Below are 22,639 nucleotides of genomic sequence, written 5' to 3'. Positions count from 1 at the left end.
CCGAGGATGCTGCGCAAACATCGCCAGCGCCTTGTCCCATCTACCTTTTCGCGAGTTTACATGAGCACCAGCCTGCCCTCCCGCCACCAGCGCCTCGTCATCCTCGGTTCCGGCCCGGCCGGTTGGACCGCCGCCGTCTACGCCGCCCGCGCCAACCTGAAGCCGGTCGTCATCACCGGCCTGCAGCAGGGCGGCCAGCTGATGACCACCACCGAGGTGGACAACTGGCCGGGTGACGCCCACGGCCTGATGGGCCCGGACCTGATGGCGCGCATGCAGGCCCATGCCGAGCGCTTCGAGACCGAGGTCATTTTCGACCACATCCACACCGCCGACCTGTCGCAGCGTCCGTTCAAGCTGATCGGCGACAGCCACGAGTACACCTGCGATGCGCTGATCATCGCCACCGGCGCCACCGCCAAGTACCTGGGCATCCCGACCGAAGACGAGTTCAAGGGCCGCGGTGTGTCCGCCTGCGCCACCTGTGACGGCTTCTTCTACCGCGACCAGGACGTGGTCGTGGTCGGTGGCGGCAACACCGCCGTGGAAGAGGCCCTGTACCTGTCCAACATCGCCCGCAAGGTCTACCTGGTCCACCGCCGCGACACACTGAAGGCGGAAAAGATCATGCAGGACAAGCTGTTCAAGAAGGTGGCCGAAGGCAAGATCGAGACCGTCTGGCACCACCAGGTGGAAGAAGTGCTGGGCAATGATGCCGGCGTGACCGGCGTGCGCGTGAAGTCCACCCTGGACGGCAGCACCCGCGACATCGACGCCCACGGCTTCTTCGTGGCCATCGGCCACCACCCGAACACCACCCTGTTCGACGGCCAGCTGGCAATGAACAACGGCTACCTGGAAATCCGTTCGGGCCTGGGCGGCAATGCCACCCAGACCTCGGTGGAAGGCGTGTTCGCCGCCGGCGACGTGGCCGACCAGCACTACCGCCAGGCGATCACCTCGGCCGGCTTCGGCTGCATGGCCGCGCTGGATGCCGAGCGCTACCTGGACGCGCAGGGCAAGGCCAGCTGAGAGGCTGACCCGCTCCTGTAGGGCCGAGCCACGCCCGACTCCGGATGAAAGGCCGACGCCAGTGCGTCGGCCTTTCTGTTTCATCTGCCCTATCCTTCCCTCATGCCTTCCCCCCGCTTCCTCGACTCCCTGCAGTCCATCCCCGCCACCGACTGGGATGCCCTGCACGACAGGCAGAACCCCTTCGTCAGCCACGTCTTCCTCTCAGGCCTTGAACAGCACGGCTGCCTGCGCGAGGACTGGGGCTGGCGGCCTTGGCACTTCACGCTCTGGGAAGGCGACAGCTTGGTCGGCGCCATTCCGGGCTACCTGAAGACCAATTCGCACGGCGAGTTCGTGTTCGACCATGCGTGGGCCAACGCGTATGCCCGTCATGGCCGCGACTACTATCCGAAGTGGCTGGGCGCGGTGCCGTACTCACCGGTCACCGGCCCGCGGTTGCTGGCCCGTCACGATTCAGATCGCGCCACCTTGCTGTCGGCATTGCGCGAGGCGCTGCCGGCACTGGACGTGTCCTCGGCCCATATCAACTTCCACACCGCAGTGGACGAGGCGCTGTTCGGCGATGACTGGCTGCTGCGCGAAGACGTGCAGTTCCAGTGGCAGAACCCGGGCGATTGGGTCACGTTCGAGCAGTTCCTTGGCGCGATGAACCACAAGCATCGCAAGAACATCCGCCAGGAACGGGCCAAGGTCACCCGCCAGGGCATCACCTTCCGCGTGGTGCACGGCGATGAAGCCAGCCGTGCCGACCTGCAGGCGATGTATCGCTTCTACCTGCAGACGTTCCTCGAGTACGGCAACGCTCCGGCGCTCACCGAGGCCTTCCTGCGCCATCTGGCCATTTCATTGGGCCGCAGGCTGGTGCTGTTCCTGGCCGAACAGGACGGCGAGCCGATTGCCGGCGCGCTGTGCCTGCGCGGTGGCGACACCCTGTACGGCCGCTACTGGGGCGGCGCCACCCTGCCCGGCCTGCACTTCGAGGCCTGCTACTACCAGGGTATCGAATACTGCCTGCGCGAAGGGCTGACCCGATTCGAACCGGGTGCACAGGGCGAGCACAAGCTGGCGCGGGGCTTCCTGCCGACGCTGGTGCGCAGCCGGCACTGGGTGGCTGATGCGGATTTCGCAGAAGCACTGCAGGATTGGTGCCGGCAGGAACGGCGCGATGTGCGGCGCTACCAGCAGGAGCTGCAGGGGCATGGGCCGTTCCGCGTAGAGCCGTAGTGCCGAGCTGGCTCGACTGGCGCGGCGCCGAGAAGCGTGCCAACCAGGGTTGGCACCTACCAGGGCAGTGGGGCGCGCCAACCAACGTTGGCACCTATCAGGACAATGGCGAGGGCGCTGCGCTCAGGTGCACTGCCAGAAGTGTCCGCTCACCCGGCACTTCGCACACCAGAACGTATAGAGCATGCCGCCGCTGCCCCACAGCAGCGTGCCCTCACTCGTGGTGGGCAGCGTCGAATCCAGCTGCATCACGAAGGGCATCTCCTCGCCGCAATCGATGCACGCCGGGTACCAGGCACTCTGCACCCAGCTGGGCGCGCCGCCCACGCGCGACAGGTTCTGCCGATGGTTGGACTGGCCCCAGTCCTGCTGCTGCCACCGCAGGGTATCCATGGCGACCAGGCCGATCTCGGCACGCATCAGGTCACCGCTGTCGGTCGGCGTGGCCGGCACCTCCAGACGCTGGCTGGGGTGGCAGCTGGGCAGGCCGACGGCATCGTGGCGATAGAAGCGCACGGGCGGGTCTTCCCAGCCGCAGCAGTCCAGGCACAGGCCCAGCGTGATCTCACCCGCCGCGCCCGGCTGCAGCGCGGCAGCGTCGGTTCGCAGCAGGCGCTGCAGCGATGCATGGCAGCTGCCACACAACGCTTCCAGCGGTCCTCCCATCTGCCCCGCATGGTGCACCTGCCCACCAGTCCAGGTCGGGTGCAGGCGCCAGATACGCTTGCGCCAGCTCGGTTCGTCCGCCTGCTGCGCGCGATGCTGCTCGCGGCCAAAGCGGATGTGCAGCGGCCGCTCCCCATGCAGGCGGCGCGGCAGCGGCCCATCGGCCACGCCGGCCCAATGCGCCCAGACCTCAGCATCCAGCGCGCCCCAGTCAGCGAGGTAGCCGCGGGCAACGGCATAGCTCTCGGGCTGCGCCGCGAGCAGCAGCGCCCTGGCCCGCGCCATTTCGCGATCGTCATCGGCTTCGGCCAGAATCTGCGCCCACTGCACGGCAGTGGCAGACGGCAGGCCCCGCCACACCTGCGAGGCCAGCTGCAGCTCATCTTCAATGGCCACCGCCAGCAAGGCTTCCCAGTCGTCCTGCAGCACTTGCGGCGCCTGGTAGCTGGCGAATTCGATCACGCTGGCCAGCAGCTCACCGCGCTCACCATCACGATAGCGACGCCAGGCCTCGGCACAGACCGGCGCAACCGCTTCGTCGGGCAGCAGATCCAGCGTCATGTCGAGAAAGGCCGAGCTGGGTGAACGCCGGGCAAGGGCCAGCCGCATCAGCGCACCGAGCTGACCCGGCTGCTCAGTCGCCAGCGCCAGCAGCATGCTCTGGCTGTCGTTGCACGTGCGCGGGTTGTCGTGCACATCGAGGATGGCGGTGATCGCGTCACTCATGCGTGGGCTCCTTGCCGTTGGACGCTGATGGTGCCAGACATCAGCGGTCACCACGACGAATACAATGAGGGCATGACCCGCCAGCTGCCCTGGCGCCTGGCTGATGCGCCGGACGCCCCCTTCCCGCCGGCCGAGACCGCGCTGCGCCAGCCCGACGGCCTGCTCGCCGTCGGCGGTGACCTGCACCCGGTGCGCCTGCTCAATGCCTACGCTGGCGGCATCTTTCCGTGGTTCAGCGAGGGCGAGCCGATCCTGTGGTGGTCGCCGGACCCGCGCATGGTGTTCCGCACCGAGGGCGTGCATCTGTCCAGCCGGTTCCGCCGCCAGCTGCGCAGCAGTACGTGGGAGGTCACCGCCGACACCGCCTTCAGCCGCGTGATGCGCGCCTGTGCGGCAGCACCGCGGCCCGGCCAGGACGGCACCTGGATCAGCCCGGCGATGGTCGAGGCCTACGGCCAGCTGCACGACCTGGGCTTCGCCCATTCGTTTGAAGTCTGGGACCGGCAGACCCTCGTCGGTGGCATCTACGGGGTGGCAATCGGGTCGATGTTCTTCGGCGAAAGCATGTTCAGTGGTGCCAGCGGCGGCTCCAAGATCGCCCTGGCCGCCCTGGCATCCACCCTGCATGGTTGGGGCTGGGAACTGATCGATGCCCAGGTGGAGAATCCGCACCTGCTGCGGATGGGCGCCGAGCACCTTCCGCGCGAGGAATTCCTGCAGCATGTGCGCCGGGCCGTGCGCGGTGACGGCCGGGAAGGCCCGTGGACCCAAGCGGTTGGACGCCTGCCAGCACGGCGTTTGGCCGGGGGTTAACACAAACTTTGCAAGCTGGCGCCGTCACGCGTAAAATACCGCGCCTTAGGCCCAGCGTGGCCGTTTTCTGAACCGCACAGGACTACATGTCGAAAGACGATTCCATCGAGTTCGAGGGCACCGTCAGCGAGACGCTGCCGAACACCACTTTCCGCGTTCGCCTGGAAAATGGGCACGAAATCATCGCCCATATCTCCGGCCGCATGCGCAAGAACTACATCCGCATCCTCACCGGTGACCGGGTCAAGGTTGAAATGACCCCGTATGACCTGACCAAGGGTCGTATCACCTACCGCATGAAGTAAGCGGTCGGCGCCTGGCGCCACTCGACAAGGCCAGCCCTGGTTGCTGGCCTTTTGTCATGCCCGGAATCCGGCCCTGCCGGAGGTCACCGTGACCGAGCTCACCGTGGCGTCGGTCAGCCCCGCTTGCGGCAGATTCGCGCCTGCAGCAGCCGCGGCATCGTGGGATCCGATCCAGTCCGGATCGCCACCCCCTCCCGATCATGAACGCCCTGCTCCCGCACGTCCTGCTGCCGGCAGTTCTGCTGGTCAGCCTCCCCCTGGCGGCATTCGCCGCTGAACCCAGCAAGCCCTCCAAGGCGTCCGAGTGCATTGCCCTCGGCGCCAATCGCGATATCCGCCCCTCCAGCACGGAACGCGAGGTGCTGCTGCGCGACGGCGACAACCACTATCGGGTGCACCTGCAGAAGCGCTGCCTGGGCGCTGCCGCCTCGGCCAGCTATGTCTTCTTCACGCCCAGTACCCCTGAACGGATCTGCGGCGATGCCCGCAGCACACTGAAAACCGACAGCAACCACTGCACCGTGACCCGGATCGAACCGATCGATGCGGCGACCTTCAGGCGGCTGGCGCAGCAGGGGCGTTGAGTTGCAGTGCATGCGACAAGGGCGGCCGAAGCCGCCCTTGTCATTTCCAGTCTTTCACGCCAAGCCTGCGGCGTCAGCTCATTCCACCGTGACCGGCAGCAGCCGCTCCGGCTCGGCCTGGGTCTCGACCACCAGCTCGTCGTCGCGCACGTCGATGCTGACCTTGCCGCCGTTGACCAGCTTGCCGAACAGCAGCTCGTCGGCCAGCGGACGCTTGATCTTGTCCTGGATCACGCGGGCCATCGGACGGGCACCCATCAGCGGGTCGAAACCATGATGGGCCAGCCAGTCGCGCGCGGTCGGGGTGGCCGACAGGCTGACGTGCTTGTCCTGCAGCAGCATCTCCAGCTCGATCAGGAACTTGTCGACCACGCGCAGGATGTGCTCGAAGCCCAGCGCCTGGAACTGCACCACCGCGTCAAGACGGTTGCGGAATTCCGGGGTGAAGCTGCGGCGGATGGTCTCCATCGCGTCGGTGGCATGGTCCTGCTTGGTGAAGCCGATCGACCGCCGCGAGGCCTGCGCGGCGCCGGCATTGGTGGTCATCACCAGCACCACGTTCTTGAAGTTCGCTTCGCGACCGTTGGTATCGGTCAGCACACCGCGGTCCATCACCTGCAACAGGATGTTGAAGATGTCCGGATGCGCCTTCTCGATCTCATCCAGCAGCAGCACGCAATGCGGCGTTTTTACGATCTTCTCGGTCAGCAGGCCGCCCTGGTCGAAACCGACGTAGCCCGGAGGCGCGCCGATCAGGCGGCTGATCGAATGCGGCTCCATGTACTCGGACATGTCGAAGCGGACCAGCTCGATGCCCAGCTGCAACGCCAGCTGCTTGGTCACTTCGGTCTTGCCGACACCGGTCGGCCCGGCGAACAGGAAGTTGCCGATCGGCTTTTCCGGGTTGCCCAGGCCCGAACGGGCCAGCTTGATCGCCGAGGACAGCGTCTCGATGGCCGGGTCCTGGCCGAAGATCACCATCTTCAGGTTGCGCTCCAGGTGCTGCAGCACATCCTTGTCGGTGGCACTGACCTGCTTGGCCGGGATCCGCGCCATCTTGGCCACGATCGCCTCGACCTCCTCGACGTCGATCAGCTCCTTGCGCTGGTCCTCGGGCAGCAGGCGCTGGCGGGCACCGGCCTCGTCGATCACGTCGATGGCCTTGTCCGGCAGCAGGCGGTCGCCGATGTGCTTCACCGACAGGTCCACTGCGGCCTGCAGGGCCTCGTCGGAGTAGGTCACACCGTGATGCAGCTCGTACTTGGACTTCAGGCCCTGCAGGATCTCGTAGGTCTCGCCCACCGTCGGCTCGACGATGTCGATCTTCTGGAAGCGGCGCGCCAGCGCGCGGTCCTTCTCGAAGATGCCGCGGTATTCCTGGAACGTGGTCGAGCCGATGCAGCGCAGCTCGCCCGACGCCAGCGCCGGCTTGATCAGGTTGGACGCATCCATGGTGCCGCCCGACGCCGAACCGGCACCGATGATGGTGTGGATCTCGTCGATGAACAGCACCGCGTTGGGCACCTTCTTCAGCGCGGTCAGCACGCTCTTCAGGCGCTTCTCGAAGTCGCCACGGTACTTGGTACCAGCCACGAGTGCGCCCAGGTCGAGCGAGTAGATCACCGCGTCGGCCAGCACGTCGGGCACCGAGCCTTCGATGATGCGGCGGGCCAGGCCCTCAGCGATGGCCGTCTTGCCTACGCCCGCCTCACCGACGTACAGCGGATTGTTCTTGCGGCGGCGGCACAGAACCTGGATGGTGCGCTCGATCTCGTCGGCACGGCCCACCAGCGGGTCGATGCGACCGGCCCGGGCCTGGTCGTTGAGGTTGCTGGCGAATTCGGTCAGGGCATCTCCCTTGGGCTCGCCCTCCCCGCCTTCCATGCGGCTCTCGCCCTCCGGGGACGAAGACTGCTCGCCTTCATCGCCCAGCTTGGCGATGCCATGGGACAGGTAATTGACCACATCCAGCCGGGTCACATCCTGCTGGTTGAGGTAATAGACGGCGTGGGAGTCCTTTTCGCCGAAGATGGCGACCAGCACATTGGCGCCGGTGACCTCCTTCTTGCCCGAGGACTGCACGTGGTACACGGCCCGCTGCAGCACACGCTGGAAGCCCAGGGTCGGCTGGGTGTCGCGGCCATCGTCTTCCGCCAGGCGGGACACGGAGGCCTCGATGGCCTGCTCCAGCTCCTGGCGCAGGCGGTCGGCATCGGCACCACAGGCCTTCAGTACGGCCTGGGCTGACGGGTTGTCGAGCAGTGCCAGCAGCAGGTGTTCGACCGTCATGAACTCATGCCGGGCCTCACGGGCGCGCTTGTAGCACTGGCCGATGGTGTGTTCGAGGTCTTTGCTGAACATGGATTACTCCGGCGGCAGATGGGGACAATATGCGGCCTGACTACGCGATTTCCATCACCCTAGCGGATTGCTGCGTTCAGATGGCGTTAGCAGTACAGATCGCTTGATCTTCATTCACTCCAGGACAGCCCACCCAGCATGAGCGAACCCTACCTGAGCCGCTGGCGATTGCGGCGTGATGGCCCGGCCATCCGTACGCCCCACGCCCGGCTCTGGCCGGTGCTGACCGCTGCGGGCGAGCCAGCGATGCTGAAGATCAGCAGCGAGACCGAGGAGCAGAACAGCCATCGCCTGCTACGCTGGTGGAACGGCGATGGCGCCGCCCGCCTGCTGGCCCACGAGGGGCCTGCGATCCTGATCGAGCGTGCCCGCGGTGACTCGCTGCGGCAACGCTCGATCGAGGGCGACGATGACGCCTGCACCGCGATCCTGTGCCAGGTCCTGCAGCGGCTGCACCGGCCACGGAGCGCGCCGCCAGCGGAACTGGTCTGCCTGCGTACATGGTTCGCCGACCTGCTGCAGCCAAGGGCTGTGCTGCCGCCACTGCTGGAACAGTGCAGATCACTGGCGGAGGGGCTGCTGCGTGACGAACAGGAGATCCGGCCGCTGCACGGCGACCTGCATCATGACAATGTGCTGGATTTCGGCCCGCGCGGCTGGTTGGCGATCGACCCGAAGCGACTGCTGGGGGACCGTGCGTTCGATTACACGACGATGTTCAGCAACCCGGACCTCTGTGGTCCGGGCATCCACGTTGCGACGCGGCCCGAGCGGTTTGCGATCCGCCTTGAGCAGGTCTGTGCGCTGGCCGAACTGGAACGCACACGCCTGCTGCGCTGGATCGCGGCCAGCACTGCGCTGTCGGCGGTGTGGTTCAGGGATGACGGCGACCCGGCCGATATCGACGAGACAGTCGCCCGGATGGCCCTGGAGGCGCTGGCGGAAGCGTGAAACCCACCCCGTAGGCGCCCACCCTGGTGGGCACGCCCCATCCACGGTCGATACAGGCTTCTGCCTTGGTAGGTGCCCACCTTGGTGGGCACACCCATCCGGGATCGATGTGCCCGGACGAGAATCGGCAGCTGGTCAGGCCTTTTCCATCGTGCACAGCAGCGGGTGCTGGTTCATCCGCGAGTACTCGTTGACCTGGGCGACCTTGGTCTCGGCCACTTCGCGGGTGAACACCCCGCACACGCCGCGGCCGCGGGTATGGACGTGCAGCATCACCTGCGTGGCCTTGTCCAGGTCCATGCTGAAGAACTGCTGCAGCACATCCACCACGAAATCCATCGGGGTGTAGTCATCATTGAGCAGCATCACCTGGTAGAACGGCGGCGGCGCCACTTCCGGGCGCGCGGCCTCTACGGCGACGCCGTGCTCGTGCTGGGAATCGGGGGAAGACTCATGGGGCATCGGGCCATTATAGAGGCTCGGGCGCGCCTGCGTCGGCCTGCTGCAGATTGGACGGCACGCACGCCCACCGTCACAATTGCACCCTCTCTCAACACTGTTTCACAGGATCTTCATGAAAAGGACCCTTCTCCCCGCCTTCCTGATCGCTCTGGCTGCCACCGGCTCCGCTGCCGCCGCAGACGCCGACAAGGCCGTGGCCCGCCATCTGGACAAGCTGGGCTACACCTACGAAGTCGATGAGGACGGCGACTACCGCATGGTCTTCGACGTCGAGGGTGACCGCACCCAGATGGTCTACGTGCGTTCGTCGGTGGAAGATTTCGGTACCCACAACATCCGCGAGATCTGGTCGCCGGCCTACAACGCGAAGACCAAGCAGTTCCCGGTGGCCGTGGCCAACCGCCTGCTGGAAGATTCGCAGGATGCCAAGATGGGCGGCTGGGTAAAGCAGGACACCACCGCCATGTTCGTGGTCAAGATCGACGCCGATGCCACTGCCGAGCAGCTCAGCGACGCCATCGATGCGGCCATCCGCACCGCCGACGCCATGGAGCTGGAACTGACCAAGAAGGACGAGTTCTGAGTTGAACGCCACGCCGGACCCGCGCTGGGCACCGCACGCCACCGTCGCCACGGTGGTGGTCGACGGCGGCCGCGTGTTGCTGGTTGAAGAGACCATCGATGGCCGGCAGGTGCTGAACCAGCCGGCCGGCCACCTCGAGCCGGGCGAAAGCCTGGCCGAGGCAGCCCTGCGCGAGACCCGCGAGGAAACCGGCTGGACGGTGCAGCTGACCCATTTCATCGGCTGCTACCAGTGGACTGCCGGCGACGGCACCGCCTTCCTGCGATTCTGCTACGCGGCGCGCCCGGTCTCGCACGACCCGGCGCAGCCACTGGACACCGGCATCGACCGCGCGCTGTGGCTGACCCCGGCCGAACTGCAGGCCGCCGGCGAGCGCCAGCGCAGCCCGCTGGTCTGGCAGGTGGTGGCTGATTACCTGGGTGGCCAGCGCCATCCGCTTTCGCTGGTCCGGGAGGTCGCATGAGCACGCCGCGCGTGATGGTGGGCGTCTCCGGAGGTGTCGACTCTTCGGTCGCCGCCTGGCGCCTGGTACAGCAGGGCGAAGCCGTGGCCGGCCTGTTCATGCAGAACTGGGCCGACGATGGCAGCGGCGACTGCCGCGCCGAGGACGACCGCCGCGATGCGGTGGCCGTCTGCGGCCTGCTCGGCATCCCATTCCACTTCCGCGATTTCTCCAGCGAGTACTGGCAGGGCGTGTTCGAGCACTTCCTGGCCGAGTACGCCGCCGGGCGCACCCCGAATCCGGACGTGCTGTGCAACCGCGAAGTGAAGTTCAAGCACTTCCTGGATGCCGCCCGCGAGCTGGGCGCCGAGCGCATCGCCACCGGCCACTATGCACGAGTGACCCAGCGCGGCCACCAGTGGCTGCTGCTGCGCGGCGCCGACCGTTCCAAGGACCAGAGCTACTTCCTGCACCAGCTGGGCCAGGAGCAGCTGGCGGCCACCCTGTTCCCGATCGGCGACCTGGAAAAGACCGACCTGCGCCGGATCGCGCGTGACGTCAGCCTGCCGACCCACGCCAAGAAGGACTCCACCGGCATCTGCTTCATCGGCGAGCGTGACTTCCGCGAGTTCCTCGGCCGCTACCTGCCGGCCAGGCCCGGCCAGATCCTCGACCCGGCCGACGGCAGCGTGATCGCCGAACATCCTGGCGTGTTCTATTTCACCCTGGGCCAACGCGAGGGCCTGAACATCGGCGGCGTGCGTGGACGCCCGGCCGCGCCGTGGTACGTGGTCGGCAAGGATGTGGCCAGCAACGTGCTGTACGTGGACCAGGACCGCGACAGCAAGTGGATGCTGTCCGAGCGCCTGCGTTCGGAAACCGCGCACTGGATCGCCGGTTCGCCGCCGGCACGGCGCTTCGAATGCACCGCCCAGACCCGCTACCGCCAGCCCGATGAGCCGTGTACGGTCCAGGTGCTGGACGATGGCAGCGTGCTGGTCACCTTCGCGCGCCCGCAGCGCGCCGTTACCCCCGGTCAATCGCTGGTGCTGTATGACGGTGACGTGTGCCTGGGTGGCGCGGTGATCGCCGCCACCGATGCGCCGCTGGAACAGCGCCTGCGCACCACCCCTTCCCCTTTTGAGGTAATCGCTGCATGAGTTTCACTGTCGACGACCGCGTCCTGGCCCTGGCCGGCATTGCCCAGGCCCTGCAGCAGGTACGCCGCATCGCCGATACCGGCCATTCCGACGCCGCCGCCGTGCGCACCGCCGTGGACAGCGTGTTCCGTGTCGATGCGTCCTCGCCGCAGGAGGTGTTCGGTGACCGCCATGCACTGAAGTCCGGCCTGCGCCTGCTGCACAACTACTTCCGCAGCCAGGGCCAGGACCCGATCCTGCCCAAGCTGGCCCTGTCGGTGCTGCAGCTGGAGCGCCGCTTCGTTCAGGATGGCGCCACCGTGAACAAGGTCGCCTCCGGCATCGAGCGCGCCCAGCGCCAGGCCACCGAACTGGGCGACAGCGGCCACCCGGACGTGCTGGCCAATCTGGGAGGCCTTTACGCCGACACCATCAGCCACCTCAAGCCGCGGGTCATGGTGCAGGGCAACCCACACTACCTGGGCCAGGCTGGCGTGGTGGCCGAAATCCGCGCCCTGCTGCTGGCCGCGGTGCGCGCTGCGGTGCTGTGGCGGCAGCTGGGCGGCAGCTACTGGGACTTCCTGTTCAGCCGCAAGGCGATGATCGAGGCCGTGGACCGGCAGCTGGCCTGAGGGTGTGGGGTCGGATCCCTTTCCGGCACGGAAAGGGCCCTGACCCCGAAGCCGCCAAGGCGCCGGAAAACCGGCGCATTCAGAATGCACTTCGAGGCACATCGACGTTAAAGAGAAAGGGGGTACGGCCGATACATCCTCCGTGCACCTCCCGAGAACGTCCATGTACTCACGCATTTTCATCCGTCTGGCCGCCCCCCTGGCTCTGACCCTGCTGCTCCCCTTCGCCATCGGTTTCGAATGGCCGGCCGCCCTGCGCTGGGCGATCCTGACCACGATGACGCTGAGCTGGCTCGGCTTTGCGTGGTGGACCACCCGCGCCCAGGCACACCGTTCCCCGGAACACGCCCGTGTCCTGCGTGAGCAGGACCAGCTGCTGACCGAACTGCGCAATTTCGTCGGCAACGAGATCGAGGGTTCGCGCGGCGAAGTGGAACGCGCCCGCGACCTGATCCGCCAGGCCGTCTCCAGCCTCGGTGGCAGCTTCGATGCGATGAACCGCAAGTCGCGCCAGCAGAGCCAGGCCCTGTCGCGCATCGTCGACCGCGCCGGTGACGAAGGCAATGCCGGCCTCGACGTTGCCCGTTTCGCCCAGCACGCCAGCCACCGCATGGAACAGCTGGTCGAAGCGCTGGAACAGGTGAGCGGCCAGAGCAGCACCACCGTGCAGCACATCGACCAGATGGCGCAGCACCTGGATGGCATCTTCGCGCTGCTGGAAGACGTCAAGTCGATCGCCGACCAGACCAACCTGCTGGCCCTGAACGCTGCCATTGAAGCGGCACGTGCCGGTGAAGCCGGTCGTGGCTTCGCGGTGGTCGCCGACGAAGTGCGCAACCTGTCCGAGCGCTCGACCACCTTCAACGAGCAGATCCGCAAGCTGGCACACAGCTCCAAGGACGCCATCGCCAAGGTGCGCGAGACGGTCTCGCACATGGCCTCGCGTGACATGGACCGCTCCCGCGAAGCGCGCCAGGAAGCGGCGGCGATGCTCGACAACGTCGCGCAGATCAATGCCTCGCTGGGTGACGGCATGCGCGAAGTGTCCGAGTGCGCCCGTTCGATCGATGGCAGCGTAGCCGAAGCCGTGCGCGCCCTGCAGTTCGAGGACATCGCCACCCAGGCGCTGGGCGGCGTGCACACCCACCTGGACCGCCTGACCGCGATCAACCGCGAAGCGGTGGCCCTGCAGGAGCTGCTGCACCGCAATGGCGGCGTGTTCGACGAAGAGATCGCCACGGCCCTGCAGCGCACCGGCAACCGCCTGCGCGAACTGCGCAGCGAATGGGAACGCCCGCCGCACAAGCCGGTTGCCCAGCAGAGCATGGGTGCCGGCACCGTCGAGCTGTTCTGACCCTGATGTCCGCTGCCCTCGCCGGCAGCCCGCAAGGCCCCGGTTCGTCCGGGGCCTTTGCCTGTGACCCGCCGTTGGATGCATCCTGTACCCGCACCATGACCCTGATCCGCGCCCTGCCCTCCCTCACCGATACCGAGCGCCCGCGCAACGCGAGCGTGCGTGAGCAGCTGCAGCAGCTGGAGGATGTGGCACGCGAGGAGATCCGCGAACTGCAGCAGCTGGCGGACGCGCGCCCGGCCCCGCCGCGGGCGGACGAGGCGCTGCTGGGACTGGCCTGGGACCTGGGGTTGGACGGGGAAGCGCTGAAGTAGATCCACGCCGTGCGTGGATGGGTGCCGCGACATCTGCAATCTCTGCTTCGCCTGTCGCCTTTTAGGATTTGTTGCATAGCCTGAGGAAGGGGAAGAGGACACACTGCCCACTCCTCCCCTGTCTCTCTGGCCTCTGCATGACGTTCAATCTGGAAGAAGCCCGCGAGGCATTTGAGCGATTCCTGGTGTTGATGGACGGCCAGATAGAATGGCTGGTTGCGCAGGCTCAAATGCATGGCATTGAACTGGATAGCAGCCCCGAAAGTCTCGACAGGCTGGAACACCTCCATGACTTGATGGCAGCCACGCTGTCTGAGGATGAGCGGGACTCTCTGAGGGTCGTGTTCGCCCGATATCTAGGAGAGACCGTCAGGCTGGTACACGGTGGGAAGTGGACCCTGCCACTTGATGACCCAAAGGACGTCAACTTCAACAGGCCCGTCATCGTGGGGCACTCGCGCTACCCCATGTGTGAATTCAGCCCCATCCATGCGATACGCGCCTACTCGCTTCGCCGCCGCCCGGGGCTGATCAGAAGCATCGTAGCCAGCAGCGTCAACCCGCAGATCCTGGACCTAAGCGATCTGGCGGAAGAGGATTGAGCCAAATCGATCCGGCAAGGCATGTGACTTGTTGCTCGCACTCGAACCCGCAGTGCTAGCGCCGGCCATCCACATGGCATGATGACCCGGTCCCGTTCATGGAAGACCGATGGCCATCGCCCTGATCGCACTCCTGCTGATCGAGACCGTCCTTCTGATGGCGTGGGTGACCAGCTATTTCAGCTGGGGCATCACCCTGTTCAACGAACGCATCGCGGCGTCACCGGCCATGCAGGCCCGGCTCTCGCTGGGCAGCCTGGAGCGTGACCTGCCCCAGGACAGATGGCTGCAACTGGCCTTCCATGCGCTGCCCGATGGCAGCGTGGCGTTCCGCGAGAGCTTCGCGCCGAGCTTCGGCCTGCGCTACTTCCCGGTGATGCGTGGACGCATCGTGCTCAACGCGCGACGGCACGAGGTGCGGGTGATCGGCCTGTGCAGCTGGTTCGTGGCGATCCTGTCGCTGTTGCTGTTGCCACTGGTGGCGATGCGCCCGGTGGTGGCGCCGATGCTGCTGGTGCTTCCGCTGTTCCTGGCCAGCTATCTGGTCCAGAAGCGGCGCTATGCGGCCATTGTAGAAGCGCTGCGCATGCAGCTGAGGGCGGATTTTCCGAGGTAGATCCACGCCATGCGTGGATGATCGAGAGGCACAGGCATCCGTGCCGACCAACGGTCGGCCCCCACCAAAGCGGGTTGCGGTAGATCCACGCCATGCATGGATGGTCGCCATGCGGCGCCTGCTTAGGCATCCGAGACACCCTTTCCGTGCCGACTGAGAACACCCGAGACAATCCCCGCGCCAATCGCGCCGAAACCGAAAGCGATGACATTCCTGACGGTCGATATGAGCAGCGCGAAGTTCAGTTGCCACGCGGTAGGAGGTAACCACCTGGAAATGTCCTGCAGCCGATCAGATAGCAGCTCGAAGCTCAGATAGTTCACGCTTGCACTGAGTATCAGGAGACTTCCAAACACACATTTCGAATGATCGCCATGTACGTTTCTTCTGCAGAAGAGGTAGAAAACCAGGTAGCAATTGATCACCAACGACGCAATTGCGCTGGCGAAACTACCGTCGGCCGTGATGAAACGCGCCTCCGGCAGCCGTGCCTGAAGCTCACTGAGCCCACCCCAAGTGCAGAGCGCGACGACAACGAACATCTCGACCATGCGCATGTCGCTAGTTCGGGAAGGATCGTCGATCCATTCCCGGAAGCGAACAGGCAAACTCTTCGCGTCGCAATCCTCGCCCGATCCTGCTGATGAAATAATGCGCAACTGAGGAATCATCTACTCACCGCACCAGCATCACTTCCCCACTGGCATCGGTGCGCAGCGAAACCGGCTGTGGCTGGCGCAGCCACTGCGCCAGGTCACGTGGGCTGAGCGGGCGCGAGTACAGGTAGCCCTGGATCTCGTCGCAGCCCTGGCGGCGCAGCATGTCCTCTTCCTGGTGCGTTTCCACACCTTCGGCCACCACCTTCATGCCCAGCGCGTGGCCCAGGTGCACGATGGCCTGGGTCACTTCGGCCGTACCCGAATCGTGCAGCATGCCCTGCACGAAACTGCGGTCGATCTTCAGGCGCCCCACCGGGAAGCGGTTGAGGTAGTTGAGATTGGAGAAGCCGGTACCGAAGTCATCCACCGCCAGCGGCACGCCGTGCCGTTCCAGCACGTCGAAGCAATGGCGCAGGATGTCGGTGTCACGGATCAACGCCGACTCGGTCAGTTCCAGCTCCAGCCGCTGCGGTGGCCAGCCATGGGCGTGGCAGATTTCGATCACGCGCTCGGCAAAGCCGCGGTCTCGCAGCTGTACCGCAGAAACATTCACCGCAATGCGGTCGAAACGCAGACCGGCACGGTCCCAGGCGGTTGCCTGGCGGCAGGCCTCATTCAGCACCCAGTCGCCGATCCGCACGATCTCGCCGCATTTTTCGGCAATGGGGATGAACTCGGCCGGGCTGCAGTAGCCGATCCCGGGGCGGTGCCAGCGCAACAGTGCCTCGATCGCCGGCGGCTCGCCGTGGTGGGCGTGCAGCAGCGGCTGGTAGGCCAGGCTGAACTCTTCGCGCTCGATGGCGCCGTGCAGGGCATGCTCCAGCTCCAGCTTGCGCTGGATGCGGGCCAATGCGTCCTGGCTGTAGTACTGGTAGGTGTTGCGCCCCGCTTCCTTGGCCGCGTACATCGCGGCATCGGCGGCACGCAGCAATGAATCGAAATCGGTCTGTGCATCGCCCAGCATCGCGATGCCGACGCTGGCGCCGACCTTCAACGTGGTCTCGCCACGACGCAGCGGCTCGGCCAGCGAAGCGATCAGCTTGCGCGCGACGTGGCCGGCGTCTTCCGGCTCGGCCAGGTCGCGCAGTACCACGATGAATTCATCACCACTGAAGCGGCCGAACAGGTCGTTGTTGCGCAGGTTCTGGTGCAGGCGCGTCGCAGCGGCCTTCAGCAGTGCATCGCCGGTGGCGTGGCCGAAGCTGTCGTTGATGGTCTTGAAGCCATCCAGGTCGATGAACAGCATCGCCAGCGATGTGCCACGGTCACGTGCTTCCTCGATGGCCTCTGCCGTCTGCTCGCCAAGCAGCACGCGATTGGGCAGGCCGGTCAGCAGATCGTAGTGGGCCAGCAGTTCGATGCGCTCGTTGGCCTCGCGCTCACGCGTTATGTCACGGAACAGCACCACGAAGCGCGGCGGCAGGCCGTCACGGCGGTCCAGCTCGATCAGCACCTGCACCCAGACGCGCAGGCCGGACTGGCGGTAGAAGCACAGGTCCAGCTGCTCGGGCAACCCGCCGTTGGCGATGCGCGCCAACGCCGCTTCGAAGGCGTTGCGTGAGTCCTCGGTGTACAACGCCAGCGCCTGGTCGAGGGTGATCGGTTCCTTGCGCAGGCCGTGAATGCGATAGCACTCCTCGGTCCACTGCATGTGCCGGGTCTTCACCTCGATCTCGCAGCCGCCGATGCGGCCCAGCGCGGAGACGCGGTTGAGCAGCTCGGTGCGCCAGCGGATCAACGCGTCGGTCTGGTGCTGCTCGGTGATGTTCTGCACCTGTCCGAGCAGTCGCTTGGGCTGTCCGTCCATGTCCAGCAACGGCTGCATCCACAGCCGCAGGTGCTGCGACGGCTCGTTGCCCCGGGTCAGTTCCAGTTCGAGATTGGCGGCACGGCCATCGCGCCACAACCGCCGCCACGCCGCACGCAATGCGCCACGTGAACGTGGGTGCAGCTGCTTCAGCCAGCGCCGCTGGCCGGGTACGGCGCCCTGCTCCAGCGCAAGCATCGAACGCAGCTCCGGCGACCACCAGAAATGACCACTGTTGGGGTCGAACGACCAGCTGCCCATGCTGGCGATGCGCTGGGCCTCGATCAGGTGAAGCTGCTGTTCCTGCAGCAGCCCTTCCAGCTGCTTCTGCTGTTCGATATCGGTATGGGTACCGACCATGCGCAGCGGCTGGCCATCGGCGGTGCGCGCGACCACGCGGCCCCGGTCCAGTACCCAGCGCCACTGGCCATCGGCCTGGCGGAAACGGAACTGCGCGCTGTACTGCTCGCTCAAGCCACGCAGATGCTCGTCCAGTGCGCCCCGCACCTGGGCGATGTCCTCGCCGTGCACGCGGGCCAGCATCTCGATGGCGGTTTCATCGCCCACTGCCGGGGTGCGCACCACACGGTCACTGGGAATGTCCCAGTCCCACAGGCTGTGGCCGGCACTGTCCAGCGCCAGCTCCCAGCGCCCACCGCCGCCGAGCGGCACCGGTTCGGGAATGCTCAGCGTGAAGGCCAGCAGGTTGCCGGCGCCATCGTGCACGGCGCGCAGGTGACCATCGTAGTGCCCGTTCGGGCCACCCGGCAGCGTGCAGGCCACGATGCCGCCATCGGCAGCCATCAGGCGCAGATCTTCCAGCATCGGCGCATACGCAGCCACGGTGGCCGGCAGGCCATGCTCGCGCGCAGCCGGATTTGCCGCCAGCGGGCGGCCCGTGCGGTCGACGATGACCAGCGCCGACGCAAGCGGGTGCTGCAGCAGGCTGGCGATGATCCCTTGGTCCACGCGATCTTGCTCCGGATGACACGCCCGTCAGCGGGGCACGCAGTGGTTAACGGCGCCTGCGGCGGATAATTGAGTGGTCTGGGCGCACCTGCGCGGTAAGATGGCCGGCGCCCCTTTCAACCAGCCCGTCCATGCCTGCAGAACCGACCGGCACCGCCCTTGTACCCGATCCGCGGATGGCGCAGGCGCTGAGCCGCGACCGGCGACGGGTGGTCCTGAGCTACCTGGTGATGGCATTGGCCTGGATGATCGCTTCCGACAGTGCCGTGCAGGCGCTGGCGCCGGATCCGCAGCAGGCGGCGATGTGGCAGAGCGTGAAGGGCTCGTTCTTCGCACTGGCCAGTGCCGGCCTGCTGTACCTGCTGCTGCGGCCGCTGGCCGAGCATGTGCTGCACACCCATGCGCGCCAGCAGGCCTCGGAGCTGCGCCTGCGGCAGATGTTCGAGGGCAACCCCGGCCCGATCCTGGTCTACGACCTGGACACGCTGGCGATCCTCGATGCGAATCCGGCTGCCTGTACCGCCTTCGGCTGGGAGCGTGACGAACTGCTGGAGCAGACCATCGACGCGTTGTGGCCGCCAGGCCAGGACCAGGCGCTGCAGACCAAGCTGGAGGCGATCCGCGAGGCGCCGGAGGAACTGTGCATCCTGCGCACCCAGCTGCAGCTGCGTGACGGCTCGTTGCGGCAGATGGAACTGCGCTCCAACGCCATCAGCTATGACGGCCACAACGCGCGCTTGTTGATTGCCATCGACCGCACCGCCGAAGACCTGGCCCAGCTGCGCCGTGACCAGGCGCTTGCGCGGGTGGAAGAAGCCCACGAACTGGCGCGCATCGGCGCCTGGGAACTGGACCCGTCCACCGGCATGGGCCGCTATTCCAACCAGGTCTACCGACTGCTTGGCCGCCGGCCGCCGGAAGCCCGCCGCTGGCACCGCTTCGACGAGCTGCTGGTTCCCGCCGACCCTGCCACCGCCACCCAGACTGAACAGCTGCTGGCCGATCTCTGCTCGGGTGATCCGGTGCAGGTCGACGTACTGCTGCCCCTGCTGTCGATGGACGGACGCGCCCTGATGGTGCACCTGCGTGCCGCCAGTGGTGTCGATGAGTCCGGCCGCAGCCGCGTACTGGGCACCCTGCAGGACGTGACCGAGCGGGAGCAATCGCGGCGCCTGCTACGCGAGCGCGAGGAGCAGTTCCGCGAACTGGTGCGGGTGCTGCCCGATGGCGTGGTGATCCTCTCCGACGAGCACGTGCTGTACACCAACGCCTGGGCGGCCAGCCTGTTCGGCTATGGCAGCCATACCCTGCTGGGTGAGCCGCTGTCGGCGCTGGTCGCTGCCGGTGATCTGGCCCGCGTCCGCGGCCAGCTGCGTGCTGGGCAGCCACACCTGGGCCCCGGCCACAGCAGCGTGGTGGCCATGCAGCGCGCCGACGGCCGCAGCTTCCATGCCGGCCTGGCGGTGGGCGAGGTTCGCTATGGTGGCCGCGACTGCAAGCTGCTGATCGTGCGCGACCTCAGTGATTCCGAACGGACGCGCAGTGCACTGGAAACCAGCAACCGCGAACTGCAGGCGATGGCCGGCCGCCTGTTCTCCCTGCAGGAAGACGAGCGCCGCGCGATCTCGCGCGATCTGCACGACGACATCGGCCAGGCGATCACGGCGATCAAATTGTCCGCCCATGCCGCGCAGGACGAGCACGATCCGCAACGCCGCGCCGAGGACCTGGCACAGATCGTCAGCCTGGCCGACACCACGGTAGCCAAGCTGCGCGACATCTCCACCCTGCTGCGCCCTCCGCAGCTGGACGCGCTGGGCCTGGAAGCGGCCCTCAGCTGGCAGGCACGGGTGCTGTTCCGTTCTTCGCAGGTGGAGCTGCTGGCCGAGATCGAGCCCCTGCCGCATCGCCCCGACAACAGCATCGAACAGGCCTGCTTCCGCATCGCACAGGAGAGCCTGACCAACGTGCTGCGGCACGCACGCGCGAGCCAGGTACACCTGCAGCTGCGCGACATCGGCAAGCGCAGCCTGCACCTGCAGATCCGCGACGACGGCGAAGGTTTCGACCCGGACGGCCCGCGCGGCCTGGGCCTGATCGTGATGCGCGAGCGCGCGCAGAGTGTCGGCGGCCATGTGCGCATCGAGTCCGCACATGGCGAAGGCACCCTGATCGACGTTCACCTCCCCTACCAGGCGGCCAGCATGGCCGCCGTTGAGTCACCGGAATACTGAGCCTATGTGGAATCCCAACCAGCCGCCGGTCAGCATCGATGATGCACCCGATCGCCTCGGTGCCGGCAACCCCGAGCTGCAGGCGATGGTCGCCGAGGCGGCCTCCGGCGGCACCGCGCTGATGCTGATGCACGTGGACATCGACCACTTCGCTTCCGTCAACGAGAACATGAGCGCCGAGGTGGGTGACCAGGCGCTGGTGCTGGTGGCGCAGCGGCTGCAGTCCTACCTGCGCGGTCGCGGCAAACTGTGGCGGCATGGCAGCGACGAGTTCCTGATCGCGGTCCCGCGCAACGCCGACGTGCCGCTGCCGGAGGACTTCGCCGAGGAGATCCGGCAACAGCTGGAGTTGCCCCTGTCGGTGCTGCCGTACACGCTGTTCATGACCGGCAAGCTGGGGGTGAGCCTGTGCCCGGAACACGCCAGTAACGCCTCGCGACTGCTCGACCACGCTGAGGATGCGCTGTACCAGGCAGCCCGCGAAGGTGGAAACGCGGTGCGCATCCATGCAGTGGATACCCCGCCGAGCGCGCACAGCGAGAGCATCATCGCGCGCCAGATCGTCGACGCGATCCCCAACGGCGAGCTGAAGCTTCGCTACCAGCCGCTGGTCAGTGCCCGCGACGGCCACGTGGTGGGCATGGAGGCGCTGCTGCGCTGGCAGTCCCCCACGCTGGGCATGCTGGTGCCGGAGCGCTTCATGCGCACCGCCGAGCGGCTGGGCATCATCGTGCAGATCGGCACCTGGGTGCTGGAGGGCGCGCTCAAGCAGGCCCGCCTGTGGCGCGACCAGGGCTTCGACGACTTCACCATTGCCGTGAACGTCTCCACCCTGCAGCTGCTGCGGCCGAACTTCTTCGCTGAAGTGATGGGGCTGATCCAGGCCGCGGGCGTGCCGGCACAGATGCTGACGCTGGAGATCAACGAAAGCGCGCTGACCAACAATGTCAATTTCGTGCACGAGACACTGGCCAACCTGCGCAACGAAGGCATCAGCCTGAGCCTGGACAACTTCGGCACCGGCGATTCCAGCCTCAGTGCGCTGGTGCGTTACCCGGTGGACAAGCTGAAGATCGACCGCAGTTTTATCAAGAGTGCACCAGCCGGCAACCGCGAAGCGGCCATCGCACGCGCGATCATCGCCATGGGCCACCAGCTGGGCATGACGGTCATTGCCAACGGCGTGGAATCGCAGGCGCAGCTGGGCTTCCTGCGCCGCAACGACTGCGACGTGTTCCAGGGCTATCTGTTCGGCGAACCGATGTCGGCCGATGCCGCCGGCATGACCCTGCGCCGCCGCTACCTGCGCCCGGAAGCCTTCGCCGAGACCCGCCCGGACCGCACGCTGCTGCTGCTGGACGACGAGGAGAACGTGCTGCGCTCGCTGGTGCGCCTGTTCCGGCGCGATGGCTACCGCATCCTGGCCGCCGGCAACGTGCGCGATGCATTCGACCTGCTGGCGATCAACGACGTGCAGGTGATCCTGTCCGACCAGCGCATGAGCGACATGAGCGGCACCGAGTTCCTGGGCCGGGTGAAGATGCTGTACCCGGACACGATCCGGCTGGTGCTGTCCGGCTACACCGATCTGAACACGGTGACCGACGCGATCAACCGTGGTGCGATCTACCGCTTCCTGACCAAGCCGTGGAACGACGATGAGCTGCGCAAGCACATCCACCAGGCGTTCCGCACCTATGAGGAGCAGCGGCGCAGCAACGCCGGTCCGGCGCCTGCCGAGAGCGGGGATGGCGGCGAGGATCGCCCGCTGCGGTAACGATCCCGTCTGGTAGAGCCAGCCGCTGGCCGGCTGCTCTCGATGCCCAGTTCAATGGGATTGCCGGCCAGCGGCCGGCACTACCCGAAGCGCGAATCCAAGACGGGGACAAGCCCTGGTAGAGCCGGCCGCTGGCCGGCTGCTCTCGATGCCCGGTTCAACGAGGTTGCCGGCCAGCGGCCGGCACTACCCGAAGCGCGAATCCAGGTCGGGGACAAGCCCTGGTAGAGCCGGCCGCTGGCCGGCTGCTCTCGATGCCCGGTTCAATGGGATTGCCGGCCAGCGGCCGGCACTACCCGAAGCGCGAACCCAGGCCGGGGACAAGCCCTGGCAGAGCCGGCCGCTGGCCGCCTGCTCTCGATGCCCGGTTCAATGAGGTTGCCG

The 22,639-nt window shown here is 66.6% G+C and carries 21 protein-coding genes; 16 read left to right on the top strand and 5 right to left on the bottom strand.

Annotation, left to right across the window (positions count from 1 at the left end; all coding sequences use genetic code 11):
- Positions 1 to 60 precede the first annotated feature (60 nt).
- Both trxB and AC5P8Y_RS08420 read left to right on the top strand, forming a co-directional pair.
- Positions 61 to 1,032: a thioredoxin-disulfide reductase gene (gene trxB / locus AC5P8Y_RS08425; protein WP_005409600.1), complete on the top strand. Its 972-nt coding sequence runs from the start codon at positions 61 to 63 to the stop codon at positions 1,030 to 1,032.
- Between the two features lie 102 nt (positions 1,033 to 1,134).
- Positions 1,135 to 2,259 carry a GNAT family N-acetyltransferase gene (locus AC5P8Y_RS08420; protein ID WP_495201901.1) on the top strand — a complete coding sequence of 375 codons (1,125 nt, stop codon included), beginning with the start codon at positions 1,135 to 1,137 and terminating at the stop codon, positions 2,257 to 2,259.
- A gap of 123 nt (positions 2,260 to 2,382) precedes the next feature.
- Here the strand turns inward: AC5P8Y_RS08420 and AC5P8Y_RS08415 are convergent, their stop codons facing one another.
- Positions 2,383 to 3,651 carry a hypothetical protein gene (locus AC5P8Y_RS08415; protein ID WP_184013693.1) on the bottom strand — a complete coding sequence of 423 codons (1,269 nt, stop codon included), beginning with the start codon at positions 3,649 to 3,651 and terminating at the stop codon, positions 2,383 to 2,385.
- Positions 3,652 to 3,723: 72 nt separating this feature from the next.
- Here AC5P8Y_RS08415 and aat point away from each other — a divergent pair, with 72 nt between their 5' ends.
- From aat to AC5P8Y_RS08400, 3 genes are all read left to right on the top strand, one after another.
- The gene (aat, locus tag AC5P8Y_RS08410; RefSeq protein ID WP_322534757.1) at positions 3,724 to 4,464 is read left to right on the top strand and encodes a leucyl/phenylalanyl-tRNA--protein transferase; all 741 of its coding nucleotides are present in this window, start codon (positions 3,724 to 3,726) and stop codon (positions 4,462 to 4,464) included.
- Between the two features lie 86 nt (positions 4,465 to 4,550).
- Complete coding sequence (gene infA, locus AC5P8Y_RS08405; RefSeq protein ID WP_005409596.1) at positions 4,551 to 4,769, top strand: translation initiation factor IF-1; 219 nt, start codon at positions 4,551 to 4,553, stop codon at positions 4,767 to 4,769.
- 200 nt (positions 4,770 to 4,969) lie between these two features.
- Positions 4,970 to 5,353, top strand: coding sequence for a hypothetical protein (locus tag AC5P8Y_RS08400; RefSeq protein WP_184013694.1), 384 nt, complete (start codon positions 4,970 to 4,972; stop codon positions 5,351 to 5,353).
- A 78-nt stretch (positions 5,354 to 5,431) separates the two neighbouring features.
- On the opposite strand, the gene clpA is transcribed toward AC5P8Y_RS08400, so the two are convergent.
- The gene (gene clpA, locus AC5P8Y_RS08395; protein WP_033835506.1) at positions 5,432 to 7,714 is read right to left on the bottom strand and encodes an ATP-dependent Clp protease ATP-binding subunit ClpA; all 2,283 of its coding nucleotides are present in this window, start codon (positions 7,712 to 7,714) and stop codon (positions 5,432 to 5,434) included.
- A 138-nt stretch (positions 7,715 to 7,852) separates the two neighbouring features.
- Here clpA and AC5P8Y_RS08390 point away from each other — a divergent pair, with 138 nt between their 5' ends.
- On the top strand, positions 7,853 to 8,665 hold the full coding sequence (locus AC5P8Y_RS08390) for an APH(6) family putative aminoglycoside O-phosphotransferase (RefSeq protein WP_033835505.1): 813 nt from the start codon (positions 7,853 to 7,855) through the stop codon (positions 8,663 to 8,665).
- A gap of 135 nt (positions 8,666 to 8,800) precedes the next feature.
- Here the strand turns inward: AC5P8Y_RS08390 and clpS are convergent, their stop codons facing one another.
- Positions 8,801 to 9,127: an ATP-dependent Clp protease adapter ClpS gene (gene clpS / locus AC5P8Y_RS08385; protein WP_005409592.1), complete on the bottom strand. Its 327-nt coding sequence runs from the start codon at positions 9,125 to 9,127 to the stop codon at positions 8,801 to 8,803.
- A 112-nt stretch (positions 9,128 to 9,239) separates the two neighbouring features.
- Here clpS and AC5P8Y_RS08380 point away from each other — a divergent pair, with 112 nt between their 5' ends.
- The 8 genes from AC5P8Y_RS08380 to AC5P8Y_RS08345 all read left to right on the top strand — a co-directional run bounded on the left by AC5P8Y_RS08380 (position 9,240) and on the right by AC5P8Y_RS08345 (position 14,809).
- Complete coding sequence (locus tag AC5P8Y_RS08380; protein ID WP_033835504.1) at positions 9,240 to 9,710, top strand: hypothetical protein; 471 nt, start codon at positions 9,240 to 9,242, stop codon at positions 9,708 to 9,710.
- 1 nt (position 9,711) lies between these two features.
- Positions 9,712 to 10,173, top strand: coding sequence for an NUDIX hydrolase (locus AC5P8Y_RS08375; RefSeq protein ID WP_005409590.1), 462 nt, complete (start codon positions 9,712 to 9,714; stop codon positions 10,171 to 10,173).
- Positions 10,170 to 11,312 carry a tRNA 2-thiouridine(34) synthase MnmA gene (mnmA, locus tag AC5P8Y_RS08370; protein ID WP_005413280.1) on the top strand — a complete coding sequence of 381 codons (1,143 nt, stop codon included), beginning with the start codon at positions 10,170 to 10,172 and terminating at the stop codon, positions 11,310 to 11,312. The genes AC5P8Y_RS08375 and mnmA overlap by 4 nt, the downstream gene beginning before the upstream one ends.
- Positions 11,309 to 11,923, top strand: a complete 615-nt coding sequence (hflD, locus tag AC5P8Y_RS08365) for a high frequency lysogenization protein HflD (protein WP_005413279.1) — start codon at positions 11,309 to 11,311, stop codon at positions 11,921 to 11,923. Before mnmA ends, hflD begins: the two co-directional genes overlap by 4 nt.
- Before the next feature lie 163 nt (positions 11,924 to 12,086).
- Positions 12,087 to 13,277: a methyl-accepting chemotaxis protein gene (locus AC5P8Y_RS08360; protein ID WP_111188278.1), complete on the top strand. Its 1,191-nt coding sequence runs from the start codon at positions 12,087 to 12,089 to the stop codon at positions 13,275 to 13,277.
- 98 nt (positions 13,278 to 13,375) lie between these two features.
- On the top strand, positions 13,376 to 13,591 hold the full coding sequence (locus tag AC5P8Y_RS08355; RefSeq protein ID WP_049397481.1) for a hypothetical protein: 216 nt from the start codon (positions 13,376 to 13,378) through the stop codon (positions 13,589 to 13,591).
- 137 nt (positions 13,592 to 13,728) lie between these two features.
- On the top strand, positions 13,729 to 14,193 hold the full coding sequence (locus AC5P8Y_RS08350) for a hypothetical protein (RefSeq protein ID WP_072166976.1): 465 nt from the start codon (positions 13,729 to 13,731) through the stop codon (positions 14,191 to 14,193).
- Between the two features lie 109 nt (positions 14,194 to 14,302).
- The gene (locus AC5P8Y_RS08345) at positions 14,303 to 14,809 is read left to right on the top strand and encodes a hypothetical protein (RefSeq protein WP_495201900.1); all 507 of its coding nucleotides are present in this window, start codon (positions 14,303 to 14,305) and stop codon (positions 14,807 to 14,809) included.
- A 122-nt stretch (positions 14,810 to 14,931) separates the two neighbouring features.
- Here the strand turns inward: AC5P8Y_RS08345 and AC5P8Y_RS08340 are convergent, their stop codons facing one another.
- Together AC5P8Y_RS08340 and AC5P8Y_RS08335 are read right to left on the bottom strand one after the other, a co-directional pair.
- Entirely contained in the window at positions 14,932 to 15,480 is a 549-nt protein-coding gene (locus AC5P8Y_RS08340; RefSeq protein ID WP_141097855.1) for a hypothetical protein, read from the bottom strand.
- A 4-nt stretch (positions 15,481 to 15,484) separates the two neighbouring features.
- Positions 15,485 to 18,244 (bottom strand): bifunctional diguanylate cyclase/phosphodiesterase, encoded by a 2,760-nt coding sequence (locus AC5P8Y_RS08335; RefSeq protein ID WP_111108599.1) that lies wholly within the window; start codon positions 18,242 to 18,244, stop codon positions 15,485 to 15,487.
- A 131-nt stretch (positions 18,245 to 18,375) separates the two neighbouring features.
- Between AC5P8Y_RS08335 and AC5P8Y_RS08330 the strand changes: the two genes are divergently transcribed.
- Both AC5P8Y_RS08330 and AC5P8Y_RS08325 read left to right on the top strand, forming a co-directional pair.
- Positions 18,376 to 20,478, top strand: a complete 2,103-nt coding sequence (locus AC5P8Y_RS08330; RefSeq protein WP_495201899.1) for a sensor histidine kinase — start codon at positions 18,376 to 18,378, stop codon at positions 20,476 to 20,478.
- A gap of 4 nt (positions 20,479 to 20,482) precedes the next feature.
- Complete coding sequence (locus AC5P8Y_RS08325; protein ID WP_184013696.1) at positions 20,483 to 22,255, top strand: EAL domain-containing protein; 1,773 nt, start codon at positions 20,483 to 20,485, stop codon at positions 22,253 to 22,255.
- Positions 22,256 to 22,639 lie beyond the last annotated feature (384 nt).

The sequence above is a fragment of the Stenotrophomonas sp. YJH_SMC_12-1 genome (genome assembly GCF_059370935.1).
Note: the sequence above shows the minus strand (reverse complement) of the source record. Positions and strands in the feature narration are given on the sequence as shown.